This window comes from Bradyrhizobium sp. SMVTL-02 (genome assembly GCF_051853005.1).
Lineage (GTDB): Bacteria > Pseudomonadota > Alphaproteobacteria > Rhizobiales > Xanthobacteraceae > Bradyrhizobium.
Map to the genome: position 1 here is coordinate 2,491,886 of NZ_CP182469.1, position 23,150 is coordinate 2,515,035.

22 protein-coding genes are annotated in these 23,150 nt (G+C 65.0%); 16 read left to right on the top strand and 6 right to left on the bottom strand.

All coding sequences use genetic code 11. The features are described 5' to 3' along the window. Positions 1-462: 462 nt before the first annotated feature. Together ACNJYB_RS11650 and ACNJYB_RS11655 are read left to right on the top strand one after the other, a co-directional pair. Positions 463-726, top strand: coding sequence for a GlsB/YeaQ/YmgE family stress response membrane protein (locus ACNJYB_RS11650; RefSeq protein WP_439374085.1), 264 nt, complete (start codon positions 463-465; stop codon positions 724-726). A 23-nt stretch (positions 727-749) separates the two neighbouring features. After that, entirely contained in the window at positions 750-1,163 is a 414-nt protein-coding gene (locus tag ACNJYB_RS11655; protein ID WP_439374086.1) for a hypothetical protein, read from the top strand. A gap of 16 nt (positions 1,164-1,179) precedes the next feature. Here ACNJYB_RS11655 and ACNJYB_RS11660 read toward each other — a convergent pair whose 3' ends face one another. Beyond that, positions 1,180-2,112, bottom strand: coding sequence for a hypothetical protein (locus ACNJYB_RS11660; protein WP_439374087.1), 933 nt, complete (start codon positions 2,110-2,112; stop codon positions 1,180-1,182). A gap of 572 nt (positions 2,113-2,684) precedes the next feature. Further along, complete coding sequence (locus ACNJYB_RS11665; RefSeq protein WP_439374088.1) at positions 2,685-3,362, bottom strand: GntR family transcriptional regulator; 678 nt, start codon at positions 3,360-3,362, stop codon at positions 2,685-2,687. 174 nt (positions 3,363-3,536) lie between these two features. On the opposite strand from ACNJYB_RS11665, the gene ACNJYB_RS11670 reads away from it, so the two are divergent. From ACNJYB_RS11670 to ACNJYB_RS11685, 4 genes are all read left to right on the top strand, one after another. Then, a complete protein-coding gene (locus tag ACNJYB_RS11670) occupies positions 3,537-5,252 on the top strand; it encodes an IlvD/Edd family dehydratase (RefSeq protein WP_439374089.1) in 1,716 nt (571 codons plus the stop codon). A gap of 55 nt (positions 5,253-5,307) precedes the next feature. Next, entirely contained in the window at positions 5,308-6,315 is a 1,008-nt protein-coding gene (locus tag ACNJYB_RS11675; protein WP_439374090.1) for a TRAP transporter substrate-binding protein, read from the top strand. Between the two features lie 183 nt (positions 6,316-6,498). Then, entirely contained in the window at positions 6,499-7,077 is a 579-nt protein-coding gene (locus ACNJYB_RS11680) for a TRAP transporter small permease (protein ID WP_439374091.1), read from the top strand. Further along, positions 7,074-8,414: a TRAP transporter large permease gene (locus ACNJYB_RS11685; RefSeq protein ID WP_439374092.1), complete on the top strand. Its 1,341-nt coding sequence runs from the start codon at positions 7,074-7,076 to the stop codon at positions 8,412-8,414. Before ACNJYB_RS11680 ends, ACNJYB_RS11685 begins: the two co-directional genes overlap by 4 nt. On the opposite strand, the gene ACNJYB_RS11690 is transcribed toward ACNJYB_RS11685, so the two are convergent. Together ACNJYB_RS11690 and ACNJYB_RS11695 are read right to left on the bottom strand one after the other, a co-directional pair. Beyond that, a complete protein-coding gene (locus ACNJYB_RS11690) occupies positions 8,374-8,982 on the bottom strand; it encodes a histidine phosphatase family protein (protein WP_439374093.1) in 609 nt (202 codons plus the stop codon). The genes ACNJYB_RS11685 and ACNJYB_RS11690 overlap by 41 nt on opposite strands. Then, positions 8,979-9,773, bottom strand: a complete 795-nt coding sequence (locus ACNJYB_RS11695) for an enoyl-CoA hydratase/isomerase family protein (RefSeq protein ID WP_439374094.1) — start codon at positions 9,771-9,773, stop codon at positions 8,979-8,981. Before ACNJYB_RS11695 ends, ACNJYB_RS11690 begins: the two co-directional genes overlap by 4 nt. 228 nt (positions 9,774-10,001) lie before the next feature. Between ACNJYB_RS11695 and ACNJYB_RS11700 the strand changes: the two genes are divergently transcribed. Continuing rightward, positions 10,002-11,222, top strand: a complete 1,221-nt coding sequence (locus ACNJYB_RS11700) for an NAD(P)/FAD-dependent oxidoreductase (RefSeq protein ID WP_439374095.1) — start codon at positions 10,002-10,004, stop codon at positions 11,220-11,222. A 152-nt stretch (positions 11,223-11,374) separates the two neighbouring features. Here the strand turns inward: ACNJYB_RS11700 and rbsK are convergent, their stop codons facing one another. Then, on the bottom strand, positions 11,375-12,283 hold the full coding sequence (rbsK, locus tag ACNJYB_RS11705; RefSeq protein ID WP_439374096.1) for a ribokinase: 909 nt from the start codon (positions 12,281-12,283) through the stop codon (positions 11,375-11,377). Further along, positions 12,284-13,177 (bottom strand): sugar kinase, encoded by an 894-nt coding sequence (locus ACNJYB_RS11710; RefSeq protein ID WP_283020814.1) that lies wholly within the window; start codon positions 13,175-13,177, stop codon positions 12,284-12,286. A 204-nt stretch (positions 13,178-13,381) separates the two neighbouring features. Here ACNJYB_RS11710 and ACNJYB_RS11715 point away from each other — a divergent pair, with 204 nt between their 5' ends. The 9 genes from ACNJYB_RS11715 (at position 13,382) to ACNJYB_RS11755 (ending at position 23,077) form a co-directional block, all read left to right on the top strand. After that, the gene (locus ACNJYB_RS11715) at positions 13,382-14,230 is read left to right on the top strand and encodes a VOC family protein (RefSeq protein ID WP_439374097.1); all 849 of its coding nucleotides are present in this window, start codon (positions 13,382-13,384) and stop codon (positions 14,228-14,230) included. 194 nt (positions 14,231-14,424) lie between these two features. After that, positions 14,425-15,132 (top strand): TetR/AcrR family transcriptional regulator, encoded by a 708-nt coding sequence (locus tag ACNJYB_RS11720; RefSeq protein WP_439374098.1) that lies wholly within the window; start codon positions 14,425-14,427, stop codon positions 15,130-15,132. A 280-nt stretch (positions 15,133-15,412) separates the two neighbouring features. Further along, positions 15,413-16,222 (top strand): ABC transporter permease, encoded by an 810-nt coding sequence (locus ACNJYB_RS11725; RefSeq protein ID WP_439374099.1) that lies wholly within the window; start codon positions 15,413-15,415, stop codon positions 16,220-16,222. A gap of 57 nt (positions 16,223-16,279) precedes the next feature. Then, a complete protein-coding gene (locus ACNJYB_RS11730) occupies positions 16,280-17,272 on the top strand; it encodes an ABC transporter substrate-binding protein (protein ID WP_439374100.1) in 993 nt (330 codons plus the stop codon). Further along, positions 17,269-18,114, top strand: coding sequence for an ABC transporter ATP-binding protein (locus ACNJYB_RS11735; RefSeq protein WP_439374101.1), 846 nt, complete (start codon positions 17,269-17,271; stop codon positions 18,112-18,114). Before ACNJYB_RS11730 ends, ACNJYB_RS11735 begins: the two co-directional genes overlap by 4 nt. A 235-nt stretch (positions 18,115-18,349) precedes the next feature. Next, complete coding sequence (locus tag ACNJYB_RS11740; protein ID WP_439374102.1) at positions 18,350-19,747, top strand: hypothetical protein; 1,398 nt, start codon at positions 18,350-18,352, stop codon at positions 19,745-19,747. Continuing rightward, entirely contained in the window at positions 19,744-20,895 is a 1,152-nt protein-coding gene (locus ACNJYB_RS11745) for a Gfo/Idh/MocA family protein (protein ID WP_439374103.1), read from the top strand. The genes ACNJYB_RS11740 and ACNJYB_RS11745 overlap by 4 nt, the downstream gene beginning before the upstream one ends. A 128-nt stretch (positions 20,896-21,023) precedes the next feature. Beyond that, positions 21,024-22,214 (top strand): dihydrodipicolinate synthase family protein, encoded by a 1,191-nt coding sequence (locus ACNJYB_RS11750; protein ID WP_439374104.1) that lies wholly within the window; start codon positions 21,024-21,026, stop codon positions 22,212-22,214. Then, complete coding sequence (locus ACNJYB_RS11755; RefSeq protein ID WP_439374105.1) at positions 22,214-23,077, top strand: sugar phosphate isomerase/epimerase family protein; 864 nt, start codon at positions 22,214-22,216, stop codon at positions 23,075-23,077. Before ACNJYB_RS11750 ends, ACNJYB_RS11755 begins: the two co-directional genes overlap by 1 nt. The last annotated feature ends 73 nt before the right edge of the window (positions 23,078-23,150 follow it).

Genomic DNA, 23,150 nt, shown 5'->3' on the forward strand with positions numbered 1-23,150 from the left:
GGGTCCGCCGGCCGTCTCGTTTCTTTCCTGGGGGCGCTTTCTTTTCGCGGAGACGCTTTCCCGGATTCGCTCGGAGAAGCGGAAGATTGCGCTTGTGCGAGTGACTCCTGGGCCTGTCCGCCGAGCCAGGCCGCTGCAATCAATGCGATGAACAAACCGGCCCGCATTGCTCCGCAGACCCTCATTGTTCAAACCGGCGCGGCAGCCAACCCTTCTCGGGCTGACATGCCCGATGAATCCTCACCGTGCGTCCGAAATACGATGGACGAATCTCGAGGCTTCCAACGCGCTGGGGCAAGCGGCGTTCCGTCTCGGATATATGCGGCTCGTTTCGTGGCAGCTAGCCGGCCGCGTCTTCCCATTGATCTAGATCAACGTCGTTCGGGGGATCGTCTGGCCCATCCAAACGATCACGTATTCGTTCAGACCTTATTGTGCGAATTGACCGGATGGAGCATGGACATGGGCATCCTTTGGACGATCATCATCGGATTTCTCGTCGGACTGGTCGCGAAGTTCATCATGCCCGGCGACAAGTCCGAGCCCAAGGGCTTCATCTTGACCACGGTCCTGGGCATTGTCGGCGCCTTCGTCGCGACATGGCTCGGTCAGGCCGTGGGATGGTACCGGTTCGGAGAGGGCGCCGGCTTCATCGGAAGCGTGGTCGGCGCCATCATCCTCCTGTTTGTGTACGGCCTTGTCATAGGCCGTCAGGGGCGCGCCTGATCGGTCCACATGATCGGCTGAGCATGAAAATCAAGTTGCCTGCTGTCGCACTGCTCGCGATGATCGTGCCAGGGCCGGCGCAAGCCGCAGCTCTCAGCGAGGCCGAAGCGACGTTTCTCGACCAGCTCGTCACCGCATCCGCGGTGCTGGAGCAGCGATGCACGGACTATCAGGTCGACGGCAGCGGCAGCGTTCAACTCGGCGCCCGGCTTCTGGGCAGCCCCGATGCGGCGATGGCGATGATCGACGCCTATGCTGCGGCCATCAAGGCCTTTGATGGCGAGAGCTACGATCCCGGAAAATACCGCCCCGAGGTGGCCGAGGCAGCCAGAAGAACATTCCGGCAGGTCCGGACGGACTTGATCAGGAACCCGACACGGGCCTGCGCCGATCATGGCGAGACCAGCGTGGCGCGCGGCCTGCTGAGACGGTACTGAACGGACTTGCGCGACATCAGCCGCGGGCCATGTCCTGACTTATCTTTTGCAGTCGCGTGAAGGCGGCCCACGCTTTTGGATAGTCGGCGTCCCTGGAATCGATCGTGAGCAGCGCGCGGCAGGCCTCGTTGATCTCTTCCGGCGAAGGACGCATCGAGCTGCCGGCCGATGACTCCGCCTTCTTCCAGCGGTCCTCGACGTCCTTCGCCAGGGCCAGTGCTTCGGACGGAGTTCGTTTCAGGGTTGATCGCGCCAATGCGTGATCCGGAGGGAATGTGGGCCAGGCGGCCGGAGGCCGATCGGCTTGCCACTCACTCTCCTTCACCCTGGCAGCCCCGCGGGCCGCGGCCGGATTTGACCCCTGTCCATTTGCAGCATCAGGCGAGGTCTTTGCGGCGAGTTCGCGGACCTGCTGCTTTATCGTGCCACCGGACGACGATCCGCCCGCCGAGCCTCCAGGCATCGTCAGGCCGGCGGCAACCGACGTCTGCACGTCGGGCGCGACTTTCTGAACGGTTTTGACGACCGCCGCCACGCCGGGTGACACGCCCGGCCGCTGCTGCGCGACCTTGTCCTCCTCGGTGGGGCAAGGTCGGTATCCCGAGCGCTGATGCGTGATCCGTCCATCGTCATCGATGCGGGCAAAATCAATGGCCACGGTGTAGACGAAAGCGACATCGATGAACTGGCCGGACGTGTCCCTGGCTTTGACGCCGCCGCAAACATACCTCGCCGCGCCGGCCTCGACTGAATGCAATGCGCTGAATTTGGCCGAGGCCGGATCGATCAGCACATGTTTGACGGCTGCGCGCGCTTTCGAATGTTCCGAGGAGAACGTGCTGAACAGGACGTCCGGGTCGAGGAAAGCGGGTTGGTAGTACCACGCATACTCCGCGGCGAAGAATGCTCCGCCAAAGGCCACTGCGATCAGGAAACCGGGTACATTCATGTGATTGCTCCGGGCAATGGAACCCGGCATGGTTGTTATGTTTTTCAAAAACCATTTGGGATAGAGTCGTCTAACAACCGGTTAATCGGTTGAGTGATTGAGCGTCATCTACCAGAAGAATATTCGTCTGCTTGGATGAATTCCGCCAACGTTGCCCCGTTGCTGCACCGGCGGGGCGGCAACGCAGGTACGCTCCCTCGCCCCGCTTGCGGGGAGAGGGTTGGGGCGATGGGGAGTTTCCGCAGGGACGGTGAGAGTTGGACTCGCGGAGAGTCCCGCTCACCCGGAATTTGCTCTCGCAAATTCCGGCCTCTCCCCGCAAGCGGCAGGGCTATCGCATTTGAAGACTTTTCCCGCGGCCATCCTTCGAGACGCCCGCTTCAGGCGGGCTCCCCAGGATGGGGACGGAGCTGCGCGGCAGGGGTTTCAACGGGCACTGACGCCGATTAGGCTCATCCTGAGGAGGCGCATGAGCGCCGTCTCGAAGGGCGCGGCGTGCGCGCAGGCCGCCGCAACGAGTCATATGCGATAGCCCTGCCGCAAGCGGGGAGAGGCGAAGGAGTGGCCGCGCCCTAGCTGTCGCCTGCAATCCTCGCCAGATAATCCGACTTGCTGAACTGCATGTGATCGACGCAGAGCTGCGCCAGCGCCCAGCTGTCGCGGCCCTTCAACAGCTCGATCATCAGCTCGTGCTGGCGCCGCGATTGCGCGAGGCCCTCACGGTCGGCGAGGTTTTTTGCGCGCATCGGCAGCGTCAGGTTCATGTAGTCCTGCAGCGAGCGCACCAGATAGGGATTGCCGCAGGCCGAGAACAGCGCGAGGTGGAAGGCGTCGTTGGCCTCATGGATGCCGCGCAGATCCTGCACGTCAGCCCTGGCGCAATATTGCCGTTGCAGCGCGCTCAGCTCGTCGATCAGGCCTTGCGGGGCAGGCAGGGGGATCATCAGCGCGGCCTGCCGGGTCAGCATCTCCCTGACCTCGTAGATCTGCCGCACCTCCTCGGCCGAGTAGAACCGCACGGTGGCGCCGACATTCTTCTCGCGCCGGACGATGCCACGCCGCTCCGCATCCACCAGCGCCTGCCGCACGAAGTGCCTGGAGGTGCCGTAGCGCGACATCAGCGCGTCCTCGGTAAGGCGCGCGCCGGGCGCGAGGCGGCCGAAGATGATGTCCTCCTCCAGTCGCGCGACGACGTCGTCCGGATCGTCGCGCCGGACCGTCATGGCGTCTGCGGTGCGGATGTCGGACATGCCCTCGGCCTCCCGGCTTCCAGCCGGTCCCGACTGTGGAGCAGGGAAGGTGAGGATTGTCAATAATCTGGCAGTTTGGAAGGGCAGCGATCCAGAAAACTGCTGGGCTTTCGCCTGACTTATTGACAATCAGGGCGCAGGCTGTACCACAATGGCAACTTCAGGAGTGACGTGATGACGAGTGGCTTGCGCAAGGGTCTGACCAGCTACGGCGATGCCGGCTTCTCGCTGTTCCTGCGCAAGGCGTTCATCAAGGCGATGGGCTATTCCGACGACGCGCTGGAGCGCCCGATCGTCGGCATCACCAATACCTATAGCGACTACAATCCCTGCCACGGCAACGTCCCTGAGATCATCGAGGCCGCCAAGCGCGGCGTGATGCTGTCGGGCGCCATGCCGTTCGTGTTCCCGACCATCTCGATTGCCGAGAGCTTTGCGCATCCGACCTCGATGTATCTGCGCAATCTGATGGCGATGGACACCGAGGAGATGATCCGCGCCCAGCCGATGGATGCGGTGATCGTGATCGGCGGCTGCGACAAGACTCTTCCCGCACAGGTGATGGCTGCGATCAGCGCAGACCTGCCGACCGTGGTCATCCCCGTCGGACCCATGGTGGTCGGCCATCACAAGGGTGAGGTGCTGGGCGCCTGCACCGACTGCCGCAGGCTGTGGGCAAAATATCGCGCCGGCGACATGGACGATGCCGAGATCGAGGCGGTGAATGGGCGTCTCGCGCCGTCCGTCGGCACCTGCATGGTGATGGGCACGGCCTCGACCATGGCCTGCATGATCGAGGCCATGGGACTGTCGCTGCCCATGAGTGCGACGATCCCCGCGCCGCATGCCGAGCGGTTCCGACTTGCGGAGGCCAGCGGCAAGGTTGCCGCCGAGATGGCCAAGACCAAGGGTCCGAAGCCGAGCGAGCTCCTGACGCCGGCGTCCTTCAGGAACGCACAAGTCGTGCTCCAGGCCATCGGCGGCTCGACCAACGGCCTGATCCATCTGACCGCGATGGCGCATCGCTCGCCGCATCGGCTCGACCTCGAAGCGTTCGACCGGATCGGCCGCGAGGTGCCGGTGCTGGTCGACCTCAAGCCATCAGGCGAGCACTACATGGAGCATTTCCATCACGCCGGTGGCGTGCCGAAATTGCTGGCGCAGCTCGGCGATCTCATCGATCTCGATGCGAAGACCATCACCGGCCAGACGCTGCGCGACGTCGCGGCAAATGCCGAGGACGTGCCCGGCCAGGACGCCATCCGTCCGCGCGACAATCCGATCAAGAAGGAAGGCGGCCTCGCCATCCTCCACGGCAATCTCGCCCCGCGCGGCGCGGTCATCAAGCAGTCGGCCGCGAGCCCGAAGCTGTTGCAGCACACCGGGCGCGCGGTGGTGTTCGAATCCGTCGAGGACATGACGTTGCGGGTCGACGATCCCGATCTCGACGTCACCGCCGACGACGTGCTGGTGCTGCGCAATGCCGGCCCGAAGGGCGCGCCCGGCATGCCAGAGGCGGGCTATCTGCCGATCCCGAAGAAGCTCGCGCGCGGCGGCACCAAGGACATGGTGCGCATTTCCGACGCGCGCATGAGCGGGACCGCCTTCGGCACCATCGTGCTGCACATCACCCCGGAATCCGCCGTCGGCGGGCCACTGGCGCTGGTGAGGAACGGCGACATGATCAGCCTCGATGTTGCCAAGCGCAGCATCGAGCTGCTGGTCGGCCCCGCCGAGCTGGAGCGTCGGCGCGCCGCCTTGAAGCCGGCCGTCGCCCCCGAGGAGACGCGGCGCGGCTACGCCTGGCTGTTCAACGAGACCATCATGCAGGCCGATGAGGGCTGCGATTTCGACTTCATGCAGAGGACTGGGAAGACCGAGAAGGGCTGATAGCAAGCGAACGCTCAGACCGCACAAGCGGCGGGCGACAAAACAGGGGGAAACGATGATTGCGCGATCCACGCCAAGATTCCTACATGGGTTGGCGGCTGCGGCCGCCGTGCTGTTCGTCACGGGAGCGGGGGCGCAGGAGGTGAAGCATTATCGCTTCGCCTATGACCAGCCGCGCAACACCGGCTATTCCATCGCGGGTGACCTGTTCGCCGAGAAGCTCAAGGAACTGAGCAAAGGCACCATGATCATCGACCAGTATCCCGGCGCGCAGCTCGGCCAGGAGCCGCAGGTGCTCCAGCTGGTGAAGGCCGGTGACGTCGAGTTCGCCATCATCTCCTCCGCCAACACCGCGACGATCTCGCCGCAGGCCGGCGTGATGTCGCTGCATTTCCTGTTCCGCGACGAGAATCACGTGATCAAGGGCCTCGCCGACCCGCGCGTGTTCGAGGCGCTCAAGACCATGATCGACGAGACCACGCAGGGCCTGCACGTCATCGCGACCGGCTCGCAGGGGGTGCGCCACATGTACTCCAAGAAGGAGATCCATAATGTCGGCGACATCAAGGGCCTGAAGGTCCGCGTGCAGGCGACCGCGACCGAGGACACCATGTTCCCGGCTTACGGCGCCCAGACCGTGCATATGCCGTTCGGCAGCGTCTACACCAGCCTGCAGACCGGCGTGGTCGACGTCGCCGAGAACAGCATCAACGTCTACCTCGTCAACAAGCATTACGAGGTCGCCCCCGTCCTCAACATCACCGAGCACGAAGCCAACAACGCGCTGGTGTTCATCTCCGACAAGCTCTGGCAGAGCCTCTCGGCCGAGCAGAAGGGCTGGGTGCAGACCGCGGCCAACGAGATCAGCTCCAAGGAGCCGGCCAAGGCATTCGAGCTGGAGCGCACCGCGGCCGACAAGCTGAAGAAGATGGGCGTGAAGATCGTCGACAACGTCGACAAGAAGAGCTTCACGGCGATCGCCGATCCCTATCTCGACAAGCTCGCCAAGGATCTCGGCCCGCACGCCGAGAAGATCAAGAATTTGATCCGGTCGATCAACTAGAGCGCCCGCGGCCATCCTTCGAGACGCCCGCCTTGCGGCGGGCCTCAGGATGAGGTCGCGTTTCGCGGCGAACCTCATGGTGAGGAGCCCGCCAAAGCGGGCGTCTCGAACCATGCAGGCCGAGTACGATCGGCAGCTTCCCAGCTGTCGCATCCCGATAGCTTTGGAACGATGGGGATATTGATGGCCATCGCCGACAAACTGCTCGTTCAACGCCAGCGCCACCTGAAATGGCGCGCGTTCGATTGGCTCGAGCTTGCGTTGATGATCCTTTGCGGCCTGCTCTGCTTCGGCTTCTCGCTGTCGGTGACCGCCGACATCGTGACGCGCACCATCGGCCATCCCTGGCTGTGGCTCCAGGAGGTCACCTCGACGCTGTTCATCTACGCGATCTTCATCGGCACGGCGGCCGCGACCCGGCGCAACGACCACCTCTATCTCACCGCGATCTCCGAGGCGATGCACGGCACGCCACGGCTGATCGTTGAGGTGATCATCCGCCTCGTCGTGCTCGGCGTCGCTTTCTGCCTGATCTGGTACGGCTCCCAGAACTATCTGCGCGGTTTCGGCAGCTTCCGTCTGCCGTCGGGAACACCGATCGCGTCGCTCTACGCAATCATCCCGCTCTCGGGCGTGCTGATCTGTCTGTTCACCATCGAGCAGCTCGTCAATGGCCTGCGCAAAGGCTTTGACCATCCCGAGCCGCCTGAGGAGGACGGAGCACCCGTTGTCACCGAGGCGCAGATGAGGGCGCAGCCGTGAGCGCACCTGTCGTCCTGGCGTTGATGTCGATCTGCTTCCTGTCGTTCGGCTATCTCGGCGTGCCCGTGCCGTTCTCGCTGATGGCGGGAGTCTTCATCGGCGCGATCCTGTCCGATGTGTCGCTCGCCGCCATCATCCAGAAGATTTTCGACGGCGTCGATTCCGAGGCGCTGCTGGCCATTCCGTTCTTCCTCCTGGTTGGAGAACTCATGAGCTCGGCCAACGTGGTGGTACGAATAGCCAATCTTTCGGTGTCGCTGGTCGGGCATATCAGGGGCGGGCTGTCGCAGGTCGTGGTCGTCTTCAGCATGTTCTTCTCGGAAATGTCGGGTTCGACCACCGCCGACGTCGCAGTGATGAGCCGCGCGCTCGGTGGCCCGATGAAGCGGGAGGGCTATGAGCCCGCCTTCATCGCCGCGATCATCGCCTCCGCCTCGACCATCGCGGCGCTGGTGCCGCCGAGCATCACGGCCGTGGTGTACGGCGCGGTCGGCAACGTCTCGATCGCCGGCCTGTTCATGGCGGGCGTCGTGCCCGGCCTGATGATCGGCTTCGGCCTGATGATCTACTGCTATTTCTTTGGCCCGTCCGGCCTGCGCAAGCCGCGCGCACCGCTGCGGCAGGTGGTGTTCGCGGCGGGCGACGCGGCCCTGCCGCTGATGATCCCGGTGATCCTGCTGGGGGGCATCCTCACCGGCTGGTTCACGCCGACAGAGGCCGGCGTCGTTGCCGTGGCCTGGATCATCCTGGTCGTGATCCCCGCGCTCAACCGCGGCCACATCAGGAAGATCCCGTACGATTTCTGCCTCGCCGGCCTGATCTTCTCGCTGCCGCTGATCACGATCGGCGCCGCCAATGCCTTCGGCTGGATGCTCGCCTATTTGCGGGGCGCGACCTATATCGCCGAGTGGATCACGTCCATTGCCGGCAACGATCCGCATCTGATCATGCTGCTGATGGTGCTGCTGTTCACCGTGGTCGGCGACTTCATCGAGCCGGTCCCGACCATCATCATCTTCATGCCGCTGGTCAACGCGCTGACGGAGGCCGGCGACATCAACGGTGTCCATATGGGCGTGGTGCTGATCGCAACGCTCGCCTTCGGCCTGATCACGCCGCCCTACGGGCTCGTCCTGCTGATGGCCTCGAAATTCGTCGGCATCAGCTTTGCCAGGGCGCTACGAGCGGCACTGCCGATCTACGTGGTCTTCTTCACCACCATCGCGTTCGCGATCTATTTCCCGAGCGTGGTGCTGTGGCTGCCGCGGCACGTGCTCCCCGAATCGGTCGGCTGCTTCAAGTCGCCGGCGGGGACGGGCTATATCTGTCCGCAATAGCGACCTGCTCGACACGCCATTGCGGCTGCTCGCGCACGTAACGGAACGGCATGCCATGGCTGTTCTTGAAATAGCTGCCGCACAACGCGTTCGCCATGCCCTGCATCACGGCGTCGTGGCAGACGAACAGGAGCTCATCGTCGGGATGACGGTCGAGCCAGGCGGAAACGCAGACGAGCGACCGTTTCGTCATGGCGTCCCAGCTCTCGCCGTCGGCCGGCAGGATCGAGACGAGGCCGGTCGCCGAGCTGACGCCGTGCTTGATCATGAGGTCGCGGACGGGCAGGCCCTCGAAGCTGCCGAAGTCGAATTCGATGATGCCTTCGTCGATCGCGAGCGGCACCGAGATCGCGTCCGCGATGATCTCGGCCGTTCGCGCCGCGCGCACCAGGGGGCTTGCGACGATGCGGCTGATGCCGGCGCCGCGCAGCATCTCCACGGCTTCGTGCGCCTGCCGCAGGCCGTCCTCGTTCAGCGGATTGTCGGTGCGGCCCTGGAATCGCCCCTCGCGATTCCAGTCGGTCGCGCCGTGACGCAGGCCGTAGAACGTGCGTGCGGGCGTCGTCACTTCGACTTGCTCGTGAACTTCTTCACGGCGGTGCGGAACGCCTCCGTGTTCATCGCCATGATGATCTTGTGCTCCTCGGCGTCGAGCTGCTGTTTTACGGGCGTGGTGGCGGCCTGGTAGACCAGCTGCTTGGTGCCGGCGATCGCCGCCGGCGGGTTCTGCGCCAGCCGCTCGGCAAGTTGCCGCGTCGCCGCCTTCAGCTCGGTCGCGGGAACGATCCTGGCGACGAGGCCCCATTCATGGGCCTGCTGCGCGGTGAAATTGTCCTCGGCGAGAAAGACCTGCAGCGCGCGGCGCGAGCCGACCGTGCCGACGATGCCGACCGTGGAGCCGCCGTCCGGCGACACCCCGATCTTGGCATAGGCCGGCGTGAACTTGGCATCGTCAGCGGCGATGCAGAGATCGGTGACGAAGGCGAGGCCCATGCCGGCGCCGGCGGCCGAGCCGTGCACGCTGGACAGCGAGATCTTCGGCATGCGCCTGATGATCTCGATGAAGGCGTGATAGTGCTTGAGCAGCTCGCCGACGACGGGCGTCACCGTGCCTGCTTCGGCCGCTGCGCCAATCGTCTGCAGATCGCCGCCGGCGGAGAAGGCCCGGCCTTCGCCCTCGAGCACCAAGACCCTGATGGAATCGTCGTCTTCGATATAGGCCGCGAGCTGCTCGAGCTTCTGCGCGATCGGAAGGTTGATCGAGTTGAACGCTGTGGGGCGGTTGAGCGTGATGGTTGCAATCGGGCCATCGATCCGCAGCAGGGCGGGATCGTCGGGCTTTGAGACGGGAGCTGGCATCTGGAATATCCCCGGCGTGAGGTTCGTTGCTGCAACTAAATCGCAGAAGGCGAGGGGTGACAATCCCCGACCGCCGCTCTTGCGCCGGGCGGAACGATAGGCTCAAATGGACCCGCCTTCGCCAAGGGACGGACACGAGCGCCGGCTCCTCGAAGGCCAGCAAACCAAAATCAGCGAGAGAGGAGACGACATGGGTCACGCTCGTGTCTCCGGAAGTGGGCTGCTCCAATGACGGGCGGTCCGGTGATCATCGTCGGTGCCGGCCATGGCGGTTACCAGGTCGCAGCATCCCTGCGCCAGGCGGGTTTCTCCGACCGCGTCTGCCTGATCAATGACGAGGCGCATCTGCCCTATCAGCGGCCGCCGCTGTCCAAGGGCTACATCAAGGGCTCGGCCGGCCCGGAGAGCCTGATGTTCCGCCCCGAAAAATTCTACCAGGACCAGAAGATCGAGCTGATCTCGGGGCGCGCCGTATCGATCGAACGCGCCGGGCACAAGGTGCTTCTCGCGTCCGGCGAGACGCTGCCTTACGGCCACCTCGTGCTGGCCACCGGCGCGCGCAACCGGCTGCTCGATCTGCCCAACGCCAATCTGCCCGACGTGAAATATCTGCGCATCCTCGACGACAGCGAGTCGCTCAGGCACATCATGCCGTCGAAGAAGCGTGCCGTGATCATCGGCGCCGGCTTCATCGGCCTCGAATTCGCCTCCACGGCGCGGATCAAGGGGCTCGAGGTCGACGTGCTCGAGCTCGCCCCGCGCGTGATGGCGCGCGCGGTGACGGCTGAGGTGTCCGAGTATTTCCAGGCGCGCCACCGTGAGGCCGGCATCCGGATCCATCTCGGCGTGCAGGCAACCTCCATCGAAGCGGAAGGCGGCAGGGTCACCGGCGTCTCCTTGAGCGACGGAAGGCATCTGCCGGCCGACCTGGTCGTGGTCGGTGTCGGCGTGCTGCCGAATATCGAGCTCGCGGCGGAGGCGGGGCTCCCTGTCGCAGCCGGCATCGTCGTCGACGAATATCTGTCGACGGCTGATCCTGACATCTCGGCGATCGGCGATTGCGCGCTGTTCGCGAGCCCCCGCTTCGGCGGCTCGCTGCGGCTGGAATCGGTGCAGAACGCCACCGACCATGCCCGCTGCCTCGCGGCGCGGCTGACCGGCGACAAGAAGCCGTACGACAGCCATCCCTGGTTCTGGAGCGACCAGGGCGACGACAAGCTCCAGATCGCCGGCCTCACCACCGGCTACGACCGCGTCGTGCTGCGCGGCGATCCCGCCAAGAAGGCGTTTTCCGCGTTCTGCTATCACGGCGACAGGCTGCTCGGCATCGAATCCATCAACCGCGCCGGCGATCACATGTTCGGACGCCGGCTGCAGGCCATGGACCGTTCGATCACGCCGGAGCAGGCGGCGGACGAGAGCTTCGATTTGAAGAGCACGCTGGCGTGAGTCTCTTCTCCCCCGCCCCGCTTGCGGAGGCCGGGTCGGGGTGAGGGGGACTCTCCACGGGGTCGGTGAAAGTCGAATGCCTGGAGACTCCCCCCTCGGCCGGAATTTGCGTCCGCAAATTCCGGCCTCTCCCCGCACGCGGGGAGAGGCGTCTACATCGCCGCCGCCACCTCGGCGGCCGTCGGCATCGACGGCCCGGCGCCCATGCGCTGCACGCTGATCGAGGCTGCGGCGTTGGCGAAGGTCAGCGCGTCACGCAATTGCGTGCCCTCGGCGAGCTGCGCCGCCAGCGCGCCCACGAAACAGTCGCCGGCGCCGGTGGTGTCGACCACCTTCACAGCGCGGCCGGGCACGGAAATCTCCTCGCGCCCCGCCAGCGCCAGCACGCCGCGCTTGCCGAGCGTGATGCAGATGGTCTGGTCCGCGCGCGCCTGGAGTTGTCGCGCAACACCGATGATGGGCGCGGCCTCGTCGCTCTCGGACAGCTCCACGCCGGCGAGGAAGCCGAGCTCGGTCTCGTTCAAAACGAGGATGTCGACCAGTGCGAGCAGCTCGCTCGACATCTTCTGCGCCGGCGCCGGGTTGAGCACGGTCACGGCGCCCGCCTCGCGCGCGCGCCGAAAGAACGCGGCGATCGTCGGCAGCGGGATCTCGAACTGGCTGACCGCGACGTCGCCTTTGAGCAGCGGCACGACGCTGACGTCATCCTTGCCGACCAGCGCATTGCTGCCGGGAATGACGACGATGGTGTTGTCGGCGTCCGCCACCGTGATGATGGCGGTGCCGGTGTGGGCCTCCGCCGTCTGCTGGACATAGCCGAGGTCGATGCCCTGGGCGCCGAGGAATGCCTTCAGCTCGGCCCCGAAGGGATCCTTGCCCAGCCGTCCGATCAGCGTCGTCGGCGCGCCGATCCGCGATGCCGCCACCGCCTGGTTCGCGCCCTTGCCGCCCGGAAAATAAAGCACCTGCCGCCCGGCGACGGTTTCGCCGACGCGCGGGTGGCGATCGGCCGTCGCCACCACGTCCATGTTGATGCTGCCGGCGACGAAGACGCGCCCCATCTAGACCCTGACCTCGAACTCGTGCCTGACCTTGGCGATGTCGACAAGCGTCGGCAGACCCGCCTCGTTGCCGAGGCGCTGGATCTTGAAGGTCGAGGCGGCGCGGGCGAAATCGAAATGCTCGCGCCAGCTTTTGCCGGGATGGGCGAGGTAGGAATAGACATAGGCGCCGTGGAAGACGTCGCCGGCGCCGTTGGTGTCGATCACGCGCTCGCGCGGGATCGGCATGGCCGGCATGGTCTCGACCGCCCCGGTCTCGTTGTACCAGAGCAGGCCCTTCTCACCCATGGTGACGCCGCCGATCTTGCAGCCGCGGCTCTTCAAATAGTCCAGCATCTTCTCCGGCGTGAGGTCCATCTGCTCGCACAGCCGCTCGGCGACGATGGCGACGTCGATGAACTCGAGCAGCTCATGCGTGTTGGTGCGCAAGCCCCCGCCGTCGAGCGAGGTCAGGATGCCGGCCTCGCGGCACACCTTGGCGTAGTGGATCGCCGCATCGGGCTGGTGCCCGTCGACATGCAGCGCGCGGCAGCCGCCCAGATTGAGCATCGGGAAGGGGTGAATGTGGTGGTCGTCGCGGCAGCGGACGATGGCGCGCTTGCCGTCCTTGGGCATGATGAAGGACAGCGAGGACTGGTTCACCTTGCGCGCATGCAGCGAGATCGCGTATTTCGCGCACATGTCCTGGAACATGCGTCCCAGCCAGTCATTGGCGGCGGTGGCGATCAGATCCGGCACGATGCCGAGCTTGGCGCAGCAGAACGCCGCGGTCACCGCATTGCCGCCGAAGGACACCGCGTAGTCCGAGGCGACGTGCTTCTCGTCGCCGGTCGGCATGTGGTCGGTGATGAAAACGACGTCGATATAGGTCTGTCCGATAAAGAGAGCCTGCATTGGTTGTCCGTGATGCGCTGGGTGGTCCCGACCGGCGGTTTACCTTAGCACCGCTTCGGCGGGAGCCAAAATATTCGCAAAGTCATGGCGATAGAGGCTTGAGGTCGGCCTGGGGGCGGAATACGACCGTGGCGGGGCGAGCTGCCCGGGCAGAGCCAACGACCTCGCCGGCATTTCGGTTCCGGCCCGTTGCGGAGGGGGAACATGATCACCGGCCTCGATCACATCGTCGTTCTGGTCAGGGATATCGGTGCGGCGACGGCGGCCTATCAGACGCTGCTCGCCCGTGCGCCGGCCTGGCGCAACTCGGGCGAGGGCGCCGACCGCGTGCTGTTCACTCTCGAGAACATGACGATCGAGTTGATGGCGCCGAGCGGCTTCAGCGTCACCGCCGACCGCATGCGCGCGCTGCTCGACGACCAGGAGGGTGTGCTCGCCAGCCTGTGCTTTCGTGTCGCTGACATGGCCAGGACGCACCGCCGGTTGGAGCGGGTGGCCTTGAGGCCCGATCCGGTCGCCGAGGTCGAAAGCAGCGATGCCGCGACCGATGCCGTCCTGCACTGGAAGCGCACGCGGGCCGCCACCGAGCTCACGCGCGGCGTGCGCATGTTCTTCCTCGAGCTTGCCGAGGAGCGGCCCAAATCGGTCGCGACCGATTTCGCGCCGATCGACGGGCTCGACCATGTCGTGATCACCACCGAGGATTCCGAGCGCGCCGCCGCGCTCTATGGCGCGCGGCTCGGGCTCGATCTCGCGCTCGATCGCTCGCACCAGGATTGGGGCCAGCTGATGTTCTTCCGCTGCGGCGACCTCATCGTCGAGGTGGTGCGCCGCCCCGTCGCCGGGGGCGACGCGGCGCACGACCGGCTCTGGGGGCTGAGCTGGCGCGTCGCCGACATCGATGCCACCCGCGCCCGCCTGATTGCTGCCGGCCTCGACGTCAGCGAGGTGCGCAACGGCCGCAAGCCGGGCACGCGGATCATGACGGTCAGGAACGGTACGTGCGGGATACAGACGGTGCTGCTGGAGCGCTCGCCGAAGCCGGTGGAGTGAGGGGCACCGTTCTCTCCTCGTCATTGCGAGAAGCCCTTGCGACGAGGCAATCCAGACTGTTTCCGCGGTAGCAGTCTGGATTGCTTTGCTGCGCTCGCAATGACGGTGTTGAAGCAGGTGCCTGCCTCTCTCCTATGCGGCGGGCCGCTCGCATGATAAAGGCGAGCTAGGCGACCACCCAGCGAGCACCCGGTTTGGCACAGGCAAAGCGAACTCTGAAATGGCAGCGCGACCCCGAGGGGATGCGGCTGCGCATTCTCGAAGCCGCCAAGCAGGAGTTTTCCGCCCACGGGCTCGCCGGCGCCCGCGTCGACCGCATCGCGGCCAAGGCCGGCGCCAACAAGCGCATGCTGTACTACCACGTCGGCAACAAGGACGAGCTCTATCTGGCGGTGCTCGAAGGCGCCTATGACAAGATTCGGAGCGAGGAGCGCGGGCTCGATCTCGAGCATCTCGATCCGCCCGAGGCGATCCGCCGCCTGATCGAGTTCACCTGGAATTACTTCCTGCGCAATCCGGAATTCCTGTCGCTGCTGCAGACCGAGAACCTCGCGCGCGCAAAGCACCTGAAGAAATCGACCAAGGTCAAGTCGATGCATTCGCCCTTCGTCGAGATGATCCGAACCGTGGTGCGGCGCGGCGTCGACAGCGGCGACTTCCAGGTCGCGGTCGATCCTGTGCAGCTCTACATATCCATCGCGGCGCTCAGCTTCTTCTATCTCTCCAACTCGGCGACGCTGAGCGTGATCTTCGGCCGCGATCTGCTGGACAAGAAGGCGAAAAACGAGCGGTTGGCGCACATGACCGGCCTCGTGCTCGCCGCGCTGACCGGGCGCTCGGCCGAGCTGTTCGAGATCGCCAAGGCTCCGACGTCGCGTAGCGCGGTGGTGCAGACGGTGTAGCCCGCGGCCCGGATGGAACACAATCCCGGGTTACGACGCGCTGATCCCGCATCTTGCTCCGTCATTGCGAGCGTAGCGAAGCAATCCAGAATCTTTCCGCAGCGGCAGTCTGGATTTGCTTCGCTGCGCTCGCAATGACGAGGTGGCGCGCGCCCCCGACGCAGCCTCGCCGCCACAAACGCCCGGGAACCGCCCAAAACGCCACAGGGAATCCTCTGGACAGTATTTATCCAACGGGTTAATTTCTCCACACAACGAAGAAGACTGCCGGGAGTGAAAATTGGCCGAGCCGAAGCCACAGAATGCGATCTCCAAATTGCTGAATGCGGCCTGGGTTCGGCCCTTCTTGTTCCTCGTCTTCATCGTCGTGGCCTGGGATCTCGCGATCCGGCTGTTCAGGATCCCCGCCTACCAGATCCCGTCGCCGGGCGATGTTCTCGCCGTGCTGCGCACCGAATGGCCGGAACTGCTGCGTCAGTCCTGGCCGACCACCTATGCGACCGTCTGCGGCTTCCTGCTGTCGGCGCTGTTCGGCATTCCCGTCGCGATGCTGATCGCGGGCTCGAAGACGGTCGAGAGCTACATCTATCCGCTGCTGGTGTTTTCCCAATCCGTGCCGAAGATCGCGATCGCGCCGCTGTTCGTGGTGTGGTTCGGCTTCGGCATCATTCCCAAAGTCATTTCAGCCTTCCTGCTCGGCTTCTTCCCGGTGGTCGTCTCGGCCGTGCAGGGCTTCAAATCGGTCGACCCCGACATGGTCGATCTCGCCCGCGCCATGCAGGGCAGCCGCCTGCAGGTGTTCCGCGCCGTGAACCTGCCGCATGCGCTGCCGGCGATCTTCTCAGGCCTCAAAGTCTCGGTGACGCTCGCCGTCGTCGGCGCCGTCGTCGGCGAGTTCGTGGGCTCCAATTCCGGCATCGGCTACGTCATGCAGCGCTCGATCGGCACCTTCGACCTGCCGACGATGTTCGCGGCCCTCGTGATCCTGGCGCTGCTGGGCGTGATCCTGTTCTGGATCGTGGACCGGATCGAGAAGCTGGTCATTCCCTGGCATGTCAGCCAGCGCGAAGACGTGATTTTCGCCTCTTGAGCTCAGGCATCGATCGGCCACCAACGGCCGACGCAACAACGAACAGGGAGAGTGACGATGAGGAAGTGGATTGGGGCTGCATCCGTGGTGCTGATGGCGTTTGCCGCCGTGCCGGCGCAGGCTGCCGACAAGGTCGTGCTGATGCTGAACTGGTACGTCTACGGCGAGCACGCGCCGTTCTATTATGGCAAGGCCAAGGGCATCTACGCGGCCGAAGGCATCGACCTCGAGATCCAGGAAGGCCGCGGCTCGGCCGCGACCACCCAGGCGGTGGCCGCCAAGACCGCCGATTTCGGCTATGTCGACGTGCCCACCATGATGCGCGCCGCCATCAAGGGCGCGCCGGTGGTTGCGACCGGGGTGCTGCTGCAGACTTCACCGATGTCCGCGATGGGCTTCGTCGACAAGAACATCAGGAAACCCGAGGACATCAAGGGCAAGACGGTGGCGATCACGCCCGCGGACTCCATGACCCAGATCTGGCCGCTGTTCCTGAAGAAGACCGGCCTGAAGGAGAGCGATTTCCAGACGGTGGCCGGCGACGGTCAGACCAAGCTCAACGCCGTCATCAACGGCCAGGCCGATCTCCTGCTCGGCTACGTCATGGACCAGTCGATGAAGATCAAGGATGCCACCGGCAAGGACGTCTATCCGATCAAGTTTGCCGACTACGGGATCAACATGGTCTCCTCGGGCATCATCGCCAACGCCGACTATGTGAAGGCCAATGCCGATCTCGTCCGCCGCTTCATGTCGGCGACGACCAAGGCGGTCGAGGCCGCCGAGAAGGAGCCCAAGGCGGCGGCGCAATCGATTCTCGATGCCAACCCCAAGGGCGGCAAGATCGACACGCTGACCCAGGGCTTTGAGCTGACGATTCCGCTCTACCGGACCGCGGAGACGAAGGCCAAGCGGCCGTTCCAGGTCACCGACCAGAACATGAGCGAGACGGTCAATCTGCTGGTCGAATATGGCGGGCTCGACGCCAAGGCCAAGGAGAACCCGAAGGCCTTCTACACCAACGACTATCTGCCGAAGAGTGGCTCGTGAAGCTGCCGGCGATCGTGAGCGAAACCGTACAGCCGGCCGCGCATCTGAGACTGGTGCGCGACCGGGCCGGCGGCGCGTCGGGCATCAAGCTGTCCGGCGTGTCGAAGACCTACCGGACGCGCGACGGCGACGTGCCCTCGCTGCGGCCGCTCGACTTCCACATCAATGACGGCGAGTTCTTCGTCGTGGTCGGCCCTTCCGGCTGCGGCAAGTCCACGCTGCTCAAGCTGATCTCGGGCCTGTTGCCGCCGACGTCGGGCGAAATCCTGGTCGAGGGCGAGAAGGTGACGACACCGCACGGCAATGTCGGCATCGTGTTCCAGAACGCGCTGCTGCTGCCCTGGCGCAATATCCTCAACAACGTGATGCTGCCGATCGACATGAAGCGGCTGCCGCGGCAGGAATATCTCGATCGCGCCAGGTCGCTGTTGAAGCTGGTCGGGCTCGAAGGATTCGAGAAGAAGCTGCCCTGGCAGCTCTCCGGCGGCATGCAGCAGCGTGCCTCGATCTGCCGCGCCTTGGTACACGATCCCAGGATCATGCTGATGGACGAGCCGTTCGGCGCACTCGATGCGTTGACGCGCGAGCGCATGAATGTCGAATTGATGCGGATCCAGCGCGAGACCAAGAAGACGGTGCTGCTGATCACGCACTCGATTCCCGAGGCCGTGTTCCTCGCCGACCGCGTGCTGGTCATGACCGAGCGGCCCGGCGCGGTCGCCGCGATCTACGACGTGCCGCTGCCGCGCCCGCGTTCGCTCGACGTGATGGCCGATCCTGTCTTCACCGAGCTCGTGCAGCGCATCCGCAAGCACTTCTTCTCGCAAGGTGCATTGGATTAGAGTTGATGAGAGTCACCTTGGCGACCGCACGAACGGTGCGCTCCCTCCCCCGCTTGCGGGGGAGGGCTGGAGAGAGAGTGACTCCACTCGCGAGGACCCCCCAGAGGAGAAAACCCTCACCGGGCGCGGGACGATGCTTCGCATCGCCCGGAACGCGCCGACCTCTCCCGCAAGCGGGAGAGGTGCACTGCCTGCGCCGCTGCACCAGCGTTACTAACGATCATTCGGGTGCATCATGCCCCCGCGCCTGAAGCTGCGAGACGTCGCCTTCTTCGAACGAGCCGTGCAGTTCGCGCGGCCGTTCCGCTTTGGCGCGATCACGATCAACGCGACGCCGCAGCTGTTCGTGCGGGTCGAGATCGAGGTCGAGGGCAGGGGGACCGCGATCGGCGCCAGCGCCGAACTGCTGGTGCCGAAATGGTTCGACAAGCGGCCGGAGCTGTCGCCGGCGCAGACGGTCGATGGCCTGCGGCGGTCGCTGGAGATTGCGCGCGGGCTTTATCTGGCGCGGACCGGATTTCTGACGGCGTTCGATCTGCATGCCTCGTGCATCGGTGACCAGATCGCGACATGTGGCAAGAAGAACATTCCGGCGCTTGCCGCAGCCTATGGCCCTGCCGAGATCGACAAGGCGATCCTCGATGCGCTGCTGCGCGCCGCCGGGACCAGTTTCTTTGATGGGATGGCCGGCAACATCGCCGGGATCGATGCGCGGCTGTCGCCCGATCTGAAGGACGCGGATCCCCCGGCGTTCCTGGCGGGCCGCAAGCCGCTGTCGCGCGTCGCGATCCGGCATACCGTCGGCCTCGACGACATCGTCGAAGGCAAGGGCGGCGTCGCCGACCCACATGAGAATGCCGGGGCACGTTATTTCAAGCTGAAGCTGGCGGGCGAACCCGCAGCCGATGCGGCGCGGCTGGCACGGATCGGCAAGGAGCTCGATGCGCTCGGGCGCGACTACAAGGTGACGCTCGACGCCAACGAGCAGTACGCCGATCTCGCTGCGCTGCAGGCGCTGATGGACCGGATCGCGCGTGATGCCGCATTGCGTCCGATCGCCTCTCGCCTGCTCTACGTCGAACAGCCGATGCCGCGCGATATCACGCGGCAATCGCCGCTGGGGTCGCTGGCGGCGCACGGCTTCATCATCGACGAGGCCGACGATTCCTACGATGCATTCCCCGCAGCGCGTGCGCTCGGCTATCGCGGCATCTCGTCAAAATCCTGCAAGGGCCTCTACAAGTCCATCGTCAACGCGACGCGCGCAGCCAAATGGCGCGCCGACGGCGCGCGGTACTTCGTCGCGGGCGAGGACCTGACCTGCCAGGCCGGCCTTGCCGTGCAGCAGGATCTCGCGCTCGGCGCCTTCATCGGCATCACGCACGCCGAGCGCAACGGCCACCACTATGTCGACGGCTTCGGCGAGACGCCGGTCGCCGAGGCCCGAGCCTTCGCCGCCGCGCATCCCGACCTCTACGCCGATGCCGGGCAGGGCGTTCGCCTCAACATTCACAACGGCGATCTCCTGACGGGATCGCTCAACACAGTGGGCTTTGCGACGTCGGTCCATCCGGACTGGTCGGCGCTTCGTCCGCTGGAACAGCCAAATTCACTTCAGGAGCAATTGACATGACCACCCAACGTCTCGGTCTCATCATGAACGGCGTCACCGGCCGCATGGGGCTCAACCAGCATCTGATCCGCTCGATCGTCGCGATCCGCGACCAGGGCGGCGTTCGCCTCAAGAACGGCGACCGCGTCATGCCCGATCCGATCCTGGTCGGCCGCAGCGCCGAGAAGGTCGAAGCGCTGGCGAAGCGCTACAACATCACGCGCTGGACCACCGATCTCGATGCCGCGCTCGCCGACAAGAACGACACCATGTTCTTCGACGCCGCGACCACGCAGGCGCGCCCCGGTCTGCTGACCCAGGCCATCAATGCGGGCAAGCACGTCTATTGCGAGAAGCCGATCGCGACCAATTTCGAGGACGCCGTCGAGGTCGTGAAGCTCGCCAATGCCAAAGGCGTCAAGCACGGCACCGTGCAGGACAAGCTGTTCCTGCCGGGGTTGAAGAAGATCGCCTTCCTGCGCGACTCCGGCTTCTTCGGCCGCATCCTGTCGGTGCGCGGCGAATTCGGCTATTGGGTGTTCGAAGGCGGCTGGCAGGAGGCGCAGCGGCCGTCCTGGAACTATCGCGACGAGGACGGCGGCGGCATCATCCTCGACATGGTCTGCCACTGGCGCTACGTGCTCGACAATCTCTTCGGCAATGTCCAGAGCGTGGTCTGCATCGGCAACACCGACATTCCCGAGCGGTTCGACGAGCAAGGCAAGAGGTACAAGGCGACCGCCGATGACTCGGCTTACGCGACGTTCCAGCTCGAGGGCGGCATCATCGCCCACATCAACATGTCCTGGGTGACGCGCGTCTACCGCGATGACCTCGTCACCTTCCAGGTCGACGGCACGCTCGGCTCGGCGGTCGCGGGCCTTTCCGACTGCATGATCCAGGCGCGACAGGCGACCCCGAGGCCGGTGTGGAATCCCGACGAGAAGCGGCTGCACGATTTCTACGGCGACTGGCATAAGCTGCCCGACAACGTCACCTACGACAACGGCTTCAAGGAACAGTGGGAGATGTTCATCCGTCACGTCTACGAGGATGCGCCCTACAAGTTCACGCTGCTCGAAGGCGCCAAGGGCGTGCAGCTCGCCGAATGCGCGCTGAAGAGCTGGAAGGAGCGGCGCTGGATCGACGTCGCCCCGATCAAGGTCTGAGGTCGAGAGAGCCCGAATGTCAGTTGAGCCGTCATTGCGAGCGAAGCGAAGCATAGAGTCTTCCGCTGGGGAAGGCTGGATTGCTTCGTCGCTTTGCTCCTCGCAATGACGAGGAGAGGTCTGAAGTCATGAACAAGCCCGTCCAAACCATGTCGTCGTTATCCCTGAAGCTGCCGAAGGCCGATCGCTCGATCGAGACCTACCGGCTCGCGGCCTCGCGCACGTTCCCGGCAAGGCTCGAGGGATCGTTGAACCGCATCGCCTTCTCGGCCGTGCACACCGTGGCCGATCCCTTCGCGGACAACGATCCCTGGCTCTCGGTCGCCGTCGACTGGGACAAGACCATCGGCTTTCGCGAGCACGTCTGGGACCTCGGCCTCGGCGTTGCCGAAGCCATGGACACCGCGCAGCGGGGCATGGGGCTGGACTGGCCGACCTCGCTGGAACTGATCACGCGTTCGGTCAGCGCCGCCAGGCGGCGCAATGCGCTGGTGTTCTCGGGCGCCGGCACGGACCATCTCGCGGTCGAGGACGCCAAAAACCTCGACGACGTGATCCGCGCCTATGAGGAGCAGATCTCGGCCGTCGAGAAGGTCGGCGGCCGTATCATCCTGATGGCTTCGCGCGCCCTCGCCAAACTCGGCCGCAACGCCGACGACTACGCGAAAGTCTATGACCGCGTGCTCTCGCAGGTCCGCGAGCCCGTCATCATCCACTGGCTCGGCGACATGTTCGACCCGGCGCTGACGGGCTATTGGGGCACGAAAGATCTCGACAAGGCGATGGACGCGGCCGTCGCCATCATCAACGGTAACGCCGGCAAGGTCGACGGCGTCAAAGTCTCGCTGCTCGACAAGCAGCGCGAGATCGACATGCGCAGGCGTCTCGACAAGCGCATCAGGATGTACACCGGCGACGACTTCAACTACGCGGAGCTGATTGCCGGTGACGAGCAGGGTTTCTCGCACGCGCTGCTCGGCATCTTCGACGCCATAGCGCCGGCAGCGTCCTACGCACTGTCGCGGCTTGCGGTCGGCGACGAGGCCGGCTTCCACGACGTGCTCGGGCCGACGGTGCCGCTGTCGCGTCACATCTTCAAGGCACCGACGAGGTTCTACAAGACCGGCGTCGTCTTCATGGCGTATCTCAACGGCCACCAGGACCATTTCACCATGGTCGGGGGACAGGAGAGCACGCGCTCCACGTTGCATCTGGCCGAGCTGTTCCGTCTCGCCGACAGGGCCGGCCTGCTCGCCGATCCCGAGTTCGCGACGCAGCGGATGAAGACCGTGCTCGCCACCCACGGGATCGAATCCTGATGCGCGATTTCTCGTCCGACCACCGCTGGCTGTCGCTGAACACGGCGACCGTCCGCCAGCAGGGTAACCTCGTCGAGATCATCGATGCCTGCGCGAGGCACGGCATCCGCGCCATCGATCCCTGGCGCGACCAAGTCGCCGCCGTCGGTCTCGACCGCGCTGCACGTGCGGTGCGCGATGCCGCCCTCGATCTCTCCGGCTATTGCCGCGGCGGCATGTTCACCTCCGACGCCACGCGCCGGGCCGAGGTGCGCGACGATAACCGCCGCTGCGTCGATGAAGCCAAGGCGCTGGGCGCGCCGTGCATCGTCCTCGTCGTCGGCGGCCTGCCGCAATATTCGCGGCCCGGCAGTGGGGCCTCAAAGGATATCGCGGCGGCGCGCGGGCAGGTCGAGGAGGCTCTCGCCGACATGCTCGACTACGCCAAACAGGCAAAGCTGCCGCTGGCCATCGAACCCTTGCATCCGGTCTATGCGGCGGACCGTGCCTGCGTGAACACCACAAAACAGGCGCTCGACATCTGCGATCGGCTCGACCCCGGCCGCACCGGCGTGCTCGGCGTCGCGCTCGACGTCTATCACATCTGGTGGGATCCGGAGCTGATGGGCCAGATCGCGCGTGCCGGCAACGATCGCCTGCTCGCCTTCCATGTCTGCGACTGGCTGGTGCCGACCAGGGACATCCTCAACGACCGCGGCATGATGGGTGACGGCGTCATCGACATCAAGTCGGTGCGTCAAGCCGTCGAAGCGCAGGGCTTTGCCGGCTATTCGGAGATCGAGATCTTTTCCAACGAGTGGTGGGGCAAGCCGATCGACGAGGTGCTGCGCACCTGCATCGCGCGCCACCGGACGGTGGTGTAGAGCTACCGCGCGTGCAGCCCGTGGCCGGTCGATGACGCTTGCGAAGCAGCAAGCTGGTGGGAGTACCACCAAT